Origin of the sequence: Kitasatospora sp. NPDC127067 (assembly GCF_042724755.1) — a bacterium.
GTDB classification, from domain to species: domain Bacteria; phylum Actinomycetota; class Actinomycetes; order Streptomycetales; family Streptomycetaceae; genus Kitasatospora; species Kitasatospora lactacystinica.
This window is the reverse complement of sequence record NZ_JBHXEM010000205.1, coordinates 1-9,992: the sequence shown is the minus strand read 5'-3', so window position 1 is coordinate 9,992 and position 9,992 is coordinate 1. Positions and strand designations below refer to the sequence as shown.

The window sequence follows — 9,992 nt, the reverse complement described above, 5'->3', positions numbered from 1 at the left end:
AGCACCCACCCCCGGAGCCGCCCCCGGCCCCCACCCTCCCGAAAGCCCCCACAACACCAACCACCCCCCGTTGCCCACCCCCACCCCAAGGCGCACCCTGGACCCAGGGAGGTGCCGCGCACAATGAGCACCCTTGAGGAACAGATCGACATCGCCGCCCCCGTCCTCGCCGCCTGGGAGCAACTGCACCGGGTGCACGAGTACCCCCGGTTCGTCGACGGCGTCAGCAGCGCCCAGCCGCACGGCCGGAACCTCGCGCACCTCGGGGTGGAGGTCGACGGCGCGCGGCACTCGGTCGATGCCGAGATCACCGACCGCGGCCGGGGCCGGGTGATGGCCTGGCGGACCCTGGATCCGCTCCCGCTGCGCGGCGCCTTCGCGCTGCTGCCGCTCGATGCCCGGCACACCCGGTTGCAGATCCGGGTGGAGTACGACCCGGAGGCGGTGCGGCGCGAGTTCGGCGGGCCGCGCGGTTTCGCCCAGGCCGGGGCGATCGAGCGGGCGGTGCGCGAGGATCTGGACCATTTCCGGGAGCTGGTCGAGGCGCGGGTGAACGCCGTCGGGGCCGACCCGGAACCGTCGGACACCCGGGCGCAGGCTCCCGACCGCCACCCGTGAGCATCGGATAAGCCCAGCTCAGCGCGGGCGGTGAGGCTCTTCACAGCGCACCGTCCGGCAGACCGTTTCGGTTTCAACCTGTGGCAGACTCGGGTGCCATGGACATCGGGCCGGTCACCAGGACGCTCCGCGCGGCGGTCTTCGCCGCGCTGGTCGTGCTGCTCGCCGGGCTCGGCCAGGTGCTGGTCACCGGCCGCACGCTGCCGGTCGGCCCGATGCTGCTGGCCTCGGCCGCCGTCTTCGCGGTGGCTTTCTCGCTGGTCGGCCGCGAGCGCGGCTTCCCGGCGATCGCGGCGGTGTTCCTGCCCCTGGAGCTGGGCGCCGGCGCGCTGTTCGACCTCGCGCAGAGCGCGTGTCCCTCGTTGCCGCCCGGCGCCGGGCACGGCCTCCAGCCGCTGCTGTGCGGTGGCGGTTCGCTCGGCGGTTTCCTGCTCGGTCACGGCGTCTCCGCGCGGACCGGTGTGCTGCTGCTCCTGCTGCTGCACACGGTGATCGCGCTGGCCGGCGCCTACTGGCTGCGCCGTGCGGACGCCGCGCTGTGCTGCCTGGCCGGCGCCGTCCGGATGGTGGGCGAGTTCCTGCACCGCCATCTGCCGGCCGCCGCCCGCTGGCTGCGGCTGCTGGCCGCCCCGCTGCCGGCCCGTCCGCCGGCGCGGGTGCCGTTCCCCCGGGCCAGCCGCGCGCTGGTCCCCGCCGAGGACGTCGTCGTCCGCCCGGCCGTCCGGCGCGGTCCGCCGGTGTTCGCCCTGGCCGTCTGAGCCGCGGGCCTCCCCGCCCGCTCAGTCGGCTGTTCTCTCCCCCGCGCAGGCCCCGACCGGCCGCGCCGCCCCGTACGCCCGAGAGCACAGGACGACACCCCATGAGCAACACCCGCAAGACCGCCAAGAAGGCCTCCGCCACCGACCGCATGCGCGTCGCCCGCGTCCGGGCCGAGCGCTCCGAGCGCATCCGCCGCCGGGTGGTGGTCGGTGGCGCCTCGGTCGCCGTCCTCGCCCTCGCGGCGGGCGTGGCCTTCGCCGTCGGCGGCTCCTCCGGCTCCGGTTCGAGCGCCGCGAACGGCCCGCTGGTCGTGCCGGCCAACGCGAGCGGCACCGACGGCACCGTGATCACCTACGGCAAGGCCGACGCCCCGCACACCCTGGACGTCTACGAGGACTTCCGCTGCCCGTTCTGCGAGCAGCTGGAGACCACCACGGGCACGGCGATCCAGCAGCTCGCGGACGACGGCACGTACAAGGTCCAGTACCACCTGGCGACGTTCCTGGACAACAACCTCGGCGGCAAGGGCTCGCGCACCGCGCTGGCCGCGGCCGGCGCCGCGCTGAACGAGGGCGTGGACAAGTTCAAGGCCTTCCACGACGTGCTGTACGCCAACCAGCCGGACGAGCGCAGCGACGCCTTCGGCGACGTCAACCACGTCCTGGACCTGGCCGGCCAGGTGCCCGGCCTGAAGACGGACGCCTTCGTGAAGGCCGTCCAGGACGGCACCTACGCGCCGTGGGCGGCCAAGGTCAACGAGGAGTTCAACAAGAGCGACGTCACCGGCACCCCGACCGTCAAGCTGGACGGCAGGAAGCTGGACGTCCTCTCCAACGGCAAGGCCGTCTCCCCCGAGCATTTCACCGCGATGGTCAAGCAGGTGACCGGATGACGGCCGGCGCGCCCGCCGTGCGGCCCACGTACGGCGCGAGCCGCCCGTTCGCCTGGCTGCTGCTGATCGGCGGCGCCGTCGGCCTGTTCGCCTCGGCGGTCCTCACCCTGGACAAGATCCGGCTGCTGGAGGACCCGTCCTACGTCCCCAACTGCAACATCAACCCGATCATCAGTTGCGGTTCGATCATGCGCAGCGCGCAGGCGGAGGCCTTCGGCTTCCCCAACTCGCTGATCGGGCTGGTCGCCTTCGGGGTGGTCGTCGCGGTCGGTGCCGGGCTGCTCTCGGGGGCGGCGTTCCGGCGCTGGTTCTGGCTCGGCCTGCAGGCCGGGACGGTGTTCGGGGTCGGCTTCGTGACCTGGCTGATGTACCAGGCGCTGTACCGGATCGGTGCGCTCTGCCCGTACTGCATGGTGGTGTGGGCCGCGGTGATCCCGCTGTTCTGGTACACCACGCTGCACAACCTGCGCTCGGGCGTGATCCCGGTGGGCCCGCGGCTGCGGACGGCCGTCCGGGAGGCGGCCCGCTACCACTGGGTCGTCCCGGCCCTCTGGTACGCGGTGATCGCGCTGCTGATCCTCAACCGGTTCTGGTACTACTGGAGCACCCTGATCTGATCCCGTCCGCCGCCCCTCCCCCGCGGCAGGGGCGGCGGACCGTCTCCCGGTGAGGCCGCCGATGCGCCGCAGGATCGTCCTCTTCGTCTCCCTGTCCGTGGACGGCTACTTCGAGGGCCCGGACCACGATCTCGGCTGGAACCTCGTCGACGACGAGGTGCACACCCACTTCAATCGCGAACTCGCCCGAATGGGTGGTTTCGTCTCCGGCCGGGTGACGCACGAGCTGATGGCCTCCGTCTGGCCCACCGCCGACCAGGACCCGGCCGCCGACGGTCCGACGGCCGAGTTCGCTGGCATCTGGCGCGCGATGCCGAAGACCGTCTTCTCCCGCACCCTCGACCACGCCGACTGGAACACCACCGTCGTCCACGAGGTCACCCCGGAGTCGGTCGCCGCCCTCACCGCCTCCCCCGGCGGCGACCTCTGCCTCAGCGGCGCGAACCTGGCCGAGTCCTTCCTCGCCCTCGACCTGATCGACGAGTTCCGGCTCTACGTCCACCCCGTCGTGCTCGGCCGCGGCACGCTCTTCTTCCGCCCGACCGACCACCCCACCCCGCTCGCCCTGACCGAGACCCACCGCTTCACCAACGGCGTGACGCTGCTGCGCTACGAGCGCGTCGGCCCGTCGCCCCTGGACGGGTGACGGGCCGGCGCGACGGACGGGCGGGTCAGAAGACGTACGCCTCGACCTCGGCGAGCAGCTCGGCCCGGCGCCGCTCGCTGATGAAGGAGGCGCGGAAGGAGTTGGCGGCCAGCCGGCGCAGGGCCTCCTGGTCGAGGGCGAGGGCCTCGCGCACGGCGCGGAAGTTGTCCTCCACGTAGCCGCCGAAGTACGCCGGGTCGTCGGAGTTGACGGTGACCAGCAGCCCGGCCTCCAGCATCTCGTCCAGCGGGTGGTCGGCGAGGGTGTCGATGCAGCGCAGCCGGACGTTGGAGAGCGGGCAGAGGGTCAGCGGGATCTGCTCGCGCACCAGACGGGCGACCAGCTCGCCGTCCTCCAGGCAGCGCAGCCCGTGGTCGATCCGCTCGACGCCGAGGACGTCCAGCGCCTCGGTGATGTACGCGGCCGGGCCCTCCTCGCCCGCGTGGGCGACCCTCCGCAGCCCGGCCTCGGCGGCCCGGCGGTACACCTCGCGGAACTTCACCGGCGGGTGGCCGACCTCGGCGGAGTCCAGGCCGATGCCGGTGATCCGGTCGAAGTACGGGCGGGCGGCCTCGAAGGTCTCCAGCGCGGACTCGGCGGACTCGTCCCGCAGGAAGCACATGATCAGCTGGGCGCTGATGCCGTACCGCTCCTCGCCGCGCTCCAGCGCCCGGGTCAGTCCGTCCACCACCGCGCCCAGCGGGACCCCGCGCGCGGTGTGCGCCTGCGGGTCGAAGAAGATCTCCGCGTGGCGGACGCCCTGCTCGGCGGCCCGGGCCAGGTAGGCGTCGGCCAGGTCGGCGAAGTCGTCCTCGGTGCGCAGCACGGCCATCAGCGCGTAGTAGAGGTCCAGGAAGGACTGGAGGTCGCTGAAGGAGTACGCCTCGCGCAGCGCCTCGGTGTCGGCGTACGGCAGCTCTACGCCGTTGCGGGCGGCGAGTTCGAAGGCGAGTTCGGGCTCCAGGGTGCCTTCGATGTGCAGGTGGAGTTCGGCCTTGGGAAGCGGCATGTGCGATCTGTCCGAGCGTCGGCGGGATGGTATCTGAGGAACGCGGAAGGATTCATCCTACGATCCGTGCCCACCGGCCGGGTGCAGCCGCGACGGTCCCCGGGCACCCTGGAGGAGGGGACTTCCGCCGAGGAGGCACCGAGATGCGGCACGCCGACGACCCGCACATCCGGCCCGCGGGCATCTCCCCGCACGCCCTGGGCAACGACACGCTCCTGCACGAGCTGGAACAGCTCCACCGCACGCGCCACGAGACCTTCCTGTACGGCTCGGAGGAGGCGCTGAAGCGGCACACGCTGCGCACCGGGGAGCTGGAGGCCGAGTTCCTGCACCGCTTCCCCGGCCGGCAGGTCACCGCGGCCCGGACCAGGGCCGGGGCCAGGGCCCGGGAGGCGGCGGCCCGGGTGGAGTCGCTGCCGGAGTGAGCGGAGCGGATCGCCCGCCCGCCGGGACACGCCGGGCGCGCCGAGGCGTGCCCGGAGCCGGGCGGTCAGGGAGGGTGTGAGGGCAGACGCACCGGACCCCGACCCACCTGGGAGCCCCGCATGCCCATCGCCAGCGTCAACCCCGCGACCGGCGAGACCCTCCAGACCTTCGAACCGCTCGACGCGGCCGGCATCGAGCGGCGGCTGGCCCGCGCCGAGGCCGCCTTCCACGGCTACCGCGGCACCACCTTCGCCGCCCGCGCCGAACTGATGCACCGCGCCGCCGACCTGCTGGACCGGGAGCAGGAGGCGGTCGCCCGCACCATGACCGAGGAGATGGGCAAGCCGCTCGCCGCCTCCCGCGCCGAGGCCGCCAAGTGCGCCAAGGCGATGCGCTGGTACGCGGACAACGCCGAGGCCCTGCTCGCCGACGAGCACCCGGCCCCGGCCGACGTCGCCGACTCCGGCGCCACCCGCGCCTACGTCCGCTACCGCCCCCTCGGCCCGGTGCTGGCCGTGATGCCGTGGAACTTCCCGCTCTGGCAGGTCGTCCGGTTCGCCGCGCCGGCCCTGATGGCGGGCAACGTCGGCCTGCTCAAGCACGCGTCCAACGTGCCGCGCACCGCGCTGGCGATCGAGGAGCTGTTCCGGCGGGCCGGTTTCCCGGAGGGCTGCTTCCAGACGCTGCTGATCGGCTCGGGCGCGGTCGAGGGCGTGATCCGGGACCGCAGGGTCACCGCCGTCACCCTCACCGGCAGCGAGCCGGCCGGGCGGGCGGTCGCGGCCACCGCGGCGGACGAGGTCAAGAAGGCCGTCCTGGAGCTGGGCGGCAGCGACCCGTTCGTCGTGCTGCCGAGCGCCGACCTGGACGCCGCGGTGCGCACCGCCGTCCGGGCCCGGGTGCAGAACAACGGCCAGTCCTGCATCGCCGCCAAGCGCTTCATCGTGCACACCGACGTGTACGAGCGCTTCACCGCCGCCTTCACCGAGGCGATGCGGGCGCTGAAGGTCGGCGACCCGATGGACGAGGACACCGACGTCGGCCCGCTGGCCAGCCGTCAGGGCCGGGACGACCTGGAGGAACTGGTCGAGGACGCCCGCACCCGCGGCGCCCGGGTGGAGTGCGGCGGCGGACGCCCGGAGGGCTGGGACACCGGCTGGTTCTTCGAGCCCACCGTGCTGACCGGCATCACCCCGGCGATGCGGATCCACCAGGAGGAGACCTTCGGCCCGGTCGCCACCGTCCACCGGGTGGCCGACCTGGACGAGGCGGTGGCGGCCGCCAACGACTCGCCGTTCGGGCTCAGCTCCAACGTCTGGACCACCGACGAGGCCGAGCGGGAGCGCTTCGTCCGGGACATCCAGGCCGGCGGGGTGTTCTTCAACGGCATGACGGCCTCCCACCCGGCGCTGCCGTTCGGCGGCGTCAAGCGCTCCGGGTTCGGGCGGGAGCTGTCCGGGCACGGGATCCGGGAGTTCTGCAACGTCACCACGGTGTGGATCGGCTGAGCCGGACCTCCCGGCCCCGTGCCCGTCCCGGCCGGGTCAGGACGCCATGCGGTGTCGGCCCGGCCCGGGGGTCATCCAGCGGGCGATCACGCCGCCCATCGCGATGAGCGTCAGGCCCCAGAAGATCGCCATCGGTATCAGCACCGGCAGCAGGCTCACCTGGACGGCCACCATGCAGAGGCCGATCGAGAGCGCGATCATGAACGTCACCACGGTGGGGCTGAGGCTGAGCAGCCAGTGCCAGACGCGGTGCCCGAAGCCTTGGGCCCTGCGGGCTTCGGGGCCCTCGGCGGCGTCGGCCTGGGCTTCGACTTCCTGGTACGTCAGCAGGTCCATCGGGATCGCCTCCAAGGCTGGACGGCTGGATGGGAGGAACGCCTGACCCGGGAGGGTCAGGAGGCCTTGCGGGGGGCCGAGGACTTCCGGGTGGCGGTCCTCTTCGCCGCCGGGCTCCTCGTGGCGCCCGTCCCGGAGGTCTTCGCGGAGGCTTTCTCGGAGGTCTTCTCGACGGACTTCTCGGCGGACTTCGGGCCCGCCTTCGGGGCGGTCTTCCTCGCCGGGGCGCGCTTGCGCGGCGCGGGCTCCTCCCCGGCGTCGGCCTCCTCGGCTCCGGCACCCTCGGCTCCGGCGCCCCGCCCGCCCTTGGCCTGCTTGAGGCTGCTGCGCAGCGCCTCCATCAGGTCGATCACGTTGTCCGGCGCCTCGCCCGGCTCCTCCTCGTGCGGGACCTCCACGCCCTCCAGCCGCGCGGTGATCACCTGCTGCAGCGCCTGCTGGTAGTCGTCGTGGAGCTGGGCCAGGTCGAAGTCCTCGGAGAGGGTGTCCATCAGCGACCGCGCCATCTTGAGCTCCTGCGGCCGGACGGTGACGTCCTCCTCGGGCGCGATGCCGGCCACCGGGCGGACCTCGTCGGGCCAGATGCAGGTCTGGAGCACCAGGGTGTTGTCGTGCACCCGCAGCACGGCGGGCGACTCCCGGGTGCGCAGCGCGATCTTGGTGACGGCGATCTGCCCGGACTCGGTGAGCGCGTCGCGCAGCAGCGCGTACGGCTTGGCGGCGGCCTTGTCGGCGACGCCCACGTAGTAGGCCTTGGAGAACATCAGCGGATCGATCTCGCCCTCGTCCACGAAGGCCAGCACGTCGATGATCTTCTTGCTGGGCAGCGGAAGGTCGGCGAGGTCCTCGTCGGAGAGCGTGACGGTCCGCCCGTCGGGGGACTCGTAGCCCTTGGCGATCTCCGCGTACGGGACCTCCTTCTCCTCCTGCTCGCAGTACCGCTTCATCCGCACCCGGCCGCCGTCCTTGGCGTGCACCTGGTGCAGCGGAACGTCGTGCTCCTGGGTCGCGGAGTACAGGTGGACGGGGATGCTGACCAGCCCGAAGCTGATCGTCCCCTTCCAGGTGGTCTGCATGGGGTCGCTCCTGACCGGTGCCGGGAACCGGCCGGCGCCGAGCACGCTCGGGATGCTCCTACGGCATGTCCCGAGAGTCCCACTCTGCCCGGATTCGCGCGGATCGTCCACACCGCGCCGACAATGGGCCGAGGAGGTCGATGCGGATGACCGTCCGGAGCCGGCGGGACCGGCAGGACCGGGACCAGGCGCCGCCGCCGGAGCGGTACGGCTACCTGGTGACGTACGCGGTGCGGGGCGAGCCCGGCACACGGCGCGCGGAGGTGACCGTCCTGCCCGGATACTCGCAGGAGGAGGACATCCCCCGGATCCTGGCCGCCCGGCTGACCGGGCGACCGGCGGACGGGGCCGCGATCACCGTCCTCGACGCGCGGCCGATCTGACCGCGCAGGTGCGGGCGATTTGAGCCCCAACAGAGCTTGGCAACCTTTTCGAATACTGACGATGCGTCAGATCTGAGGTTTCCACGCCACCTTTCCACCCACCCTGACCAGGCTTTTTACGTCCGGTAAGCGAACAGTTATCAAAGCATTGTTCCGATACTCGGGCGTAGAAGTTAGGTTGCGACGCAATGCGCGGGCAAGTCCCCCACCCTCCGGCGCGACGAGCCGAGGGTCACACCGCGCTGGAAAGGCACAGGGCACCTTGATGAGTGCGGACACCACCAAGCCCACGACGGCCACCAGGCTCCCCCACCGGCCGAGTCCGACCGGAGAAGGCGGCGACGGCCACCTGAAGGCCGGACTCAAGAACCGCCACCTGTCGATGATCGCCATCGGCGGCGTGATCGGCGCCGGCCTCTTCGTCGGCTCCGGCGCGGGCATCGCGACCACCGGCCCGGGCATCCTGCTCTCGTACGCGCTGGCCGGCGCTCTGGTCGTACTCGTGATGCGGATGCTCGGCGAGATGGCCGCGGCCGACCCGCAGAGCGGCTCCTTCTCGGCGTACGCGGACCGCGCGCTCGGCCGCTGGGCCGGCTTCTCCATCGGCTGGCTCTACTGGTTCTTCTGGGTCGTGGTGCTCGCGGTCGAGGCGACCGCCGGCGCGAAGATCCTCAACAACTGGGTGCCGGGCGTGCCGCAGTGGGGCTGGGCGCTGATAGTGATGGCGGTGCTGACCGCCACCAACCTCTTCTCGGTCGCCTCCTACGGCGAGTTCGAGTTCTGGTTCGCCGGGATCAAGGTGGTCGCGATCGCCGCGTTCCTGGTGATCGGCACCCTCGCCGCCTTCGGTCTGCTGCCGGGCACCCACGCGGTCGGCGCCAGCAACCTCACCGGTCACGGCGGCTTCCTGCCGCACGGGGTGGGCGCGGTGTTCACCGGCATGCTCACCGTGGTCTTCGCCTTCATGGGCAGCGAGATCGTCACCCTGGCCGCCGGCGAGTCGGAGGACCCGGAGAAGGCGGTCAGCAAGGCCACCAACAGCGTCATCTGGCGCATCGGGATCTTCTACCTGGGCTCGATCCTGCTCGTGGTCACGCTGCTCCCGTGGGACTCCGCCGATGTCAAGTCCAGCCCGTACGTGGCGGTGCTGGATCACATCGGCATCCCGGGCGCCGGCCAGGTGATGGACGTGATCGTGCTGACGGCGGTGCTGTCCTGCCTCAACTCCGGGATGTACACCGCCTCCCGGATGGCCTTCTCGCTCGGCCAGCGCGGGGACGCGCCCAAGGCCTTCGCCACCGTGACCTCGCGCGGCGTGCCGCGGGTGGCCATCCTCTCCTCGGTGGTCTTCGGCTTCGTCGCGGTCTTCTTCAACTACACCTCGCCGGACACCGTGTTCGCCTTCCTGCTCAACTCCTCCGGCGCCGTGGCGCTCTTCGTCTGGCTGGTGATCTGCGCCACCCAGCTGCGGATGCGGAAGATCATCGAGCGCGAGATGCCCGAGCGGCACACCGTCCGGATGTGGCTGTACCCGTACCTGACCTGGACGGCCATGGGCATGATCGGGTTCGTCATGGCGTACATGTTCACCGACGCCGACGGGCGCAAGCAGATGTACCTGTCGCTGGTCGCCGCAGCCATCGTGCTGGCGGCCTCGGCCGTGGTGGGCCGACGGCGGCGGGCCGCGGTGGCGGCGGGCTCCTGACCCGCCCGCCCCGCGCG

The 9,992-nt window shown here is 72.2% G+C and carries 12 protein-coding genes; 9 read left to right on the top strand and 3 right to left on the bottom strand.

Annotation, left to right across the window (positions count from 1 at the left end):
• The first annotated feature begins 123 nt into the window (after positions 1-123).
• The 5 genes from ACFWJ4_RS39530 (at position 124) to ACFWJ4_RS39510 (ending at position 3,532) form a co-directional block, all read left to right on the top strand.
• The gene (locus tag ACFWJ4_RS39530) at positions 124-618 is read left to right on the top strand and encodes an SRPBCC family protein (protein ID WP_380553753.1); all 495 of its coding nucleotides are present in this window, start codon (positions 124-126) and stop codon (positions 616-618) included.
• Positions 619-716: 98 nt separating this feature from the next.
• Complete coding sequence (locus ACFWJ4_RS39525) at positions 717-1,376, top strand: hypothetical protein (RefSeq protein WP_380553750.1); 660 nt, start codon at positions 717-719, stop codon at positions 1,374-1,376.
• A 101-nt stretch (positions 1,377-1,477) separates the two neighbouring features.
• Positions 1,478-2,269 (top strand): DsbA family protein, encoded by a 792-nt coding sequence (locus tag ACFWJ4_RS39520; RefSeq protein WP_380553747.1) that lies wholly within the window; start codon positions 1,478-1,480, stop codon positions 2,267-2,269.
• Entirely contained in the window at positions 2,266-2,886 is a 621-nt protein-coding gene (locus tag ACFWJ4_RS39515; RefSeq protein WP_380553744.1) for a vitamin K epoxide reductase family protein, read from the top strand. Before ACFWJ4_RS39520 ends, ACFWJ4_RS39515 begins: the two co-directional genes overlap by 4 nt.
• Positions 2,887-2,947: 61 nt before the next feature.
• The gene (locus tag ACFWJ4_RS39510) at positions 2,948-3,532 is read left to right on the top strand and encodes a dihydrofolate reductase family protein (protein WP_380553741.1); all 585 of its coding nucleotides are present in this window, start codon (positions 2,948-2,950) and stop codon (positions 3,530-3,532) included.
• A 25-nt stretch (positions 3,533-3,557) separates the two neighbouring features.
• Here ACFWJ4_RS39510 and ACFWJ4_RS39505 read toward each other — a convergent pair whose 3' ends face one another.
• Positions 3,558-4,541 carry an adenosine deaminase gene (locus ACFWJ4_RS39505; protein ID WP_359909122.1) on the bottom strand — a complete coding sequence of 328 codons (984 nt, stop codon included), beginning with the start codon at positions 4,539-4,541 and terminating at the stop codon, positions 3,558-3,560.
• Between the two features lie 143 nt (positions 4,542-4,684).
• Here ACFWJ4_RS39505 and ACFWJ4_RS39500 point away from each other — a divergent pair, with 143 nt between their 5' ends.
• On the top strand, positions 4,685-4,966 hold the full coding sequence (locus ACFWJ4_RS39500; protein WP_359909119.1) for a DUF6158 family protein: 282 nt from the start codon (positions 4,685-4,687) through the stop codon (positions 4,964-4,966).
• Positions 4,967-5,086: 120 nt separating this feature from the next.
• Positions 5,087-6,475 carry an NADP-dependent succinic semialdehyde dehydrogenase gene (locus ACFWJ4_RS39495; protein ID WP_380553738.1) on the top strand — a complete coding sequence of 463 codons (1,389 nt, stop codon included), beginning with the start codon at positions 5,087-5,089 and terminating at the stop codon, positions 6,473-6,475.
• A gap of 36 nt (positions 6,476-6,511) precedes the next feature.
• Here the strand turns inward: ACFWJ4_RS39495 and ACFWJ4_RS39490 are convergent, their stop codons facing one another.
• Both ACFWJ4_RS39490 and ACFWJ4_RS39485 read right to left on the bottom strand, forming a co-directional pair.
• Positions 6,512-6,811 (bottom strand): hypothetical protein, encoded by a 300-nt coding sequence (locus tag ACFWJ4_RS39490; RefSeq protein ID WP_380553736.1) that lies wholly within the window; start codon positions 6,809-6,811, stop codon positions 6,512-6,514.
• Between the two features lie 56 nt (positions 6,812-6,867).
• Complete coding sequence (locus tag ACFWJ4_RS39485) at positions 6,868-7,887, bottom strand: Ku protein (protein WP_380553733.1); 1,020 nt, start codon at positions 7,885-7,887, stop codon at positions 6,868-6,870.
• 146 nt (positions 7,888-8,033) lie between these two features.
• On the opposite strand from ACFWJ4_RS39485, the gene ACFWJ4_RS39480 reads away from it, so the two are divergent.
• Both ACFWJ4_RS39480 and ACFWJ4_RS39475 read left to right on the top strand, forming a co-directional pair.
• The gene (locus ACFWJ4_RS39480; protein ID WP_359909108.1) at positions 8,034-8,270 is read left to right on the top strand and encodes a hypothetical protein; all 237 of its coding nucleotides are present in this window, start codon (positions 8,034-8,036) and stop codon (positions 8,268-8,270) included.
• A gap of 265 nt (positions 8,271-8,535) precedes the next feature.
• On the top strand, positions 8,536-9,975 hold the full coding sequence (locus ACFWJ4_RS39475) for an amino acid permease (protein WP_380553730.1): 1,440 nt from the start codon (positions 8,536-8,538) through the stop codon (positions 9,973-9,975).
• The last annotated feature ends 17 nt before the right edge of the window (positions 9,976-9,992 follow it).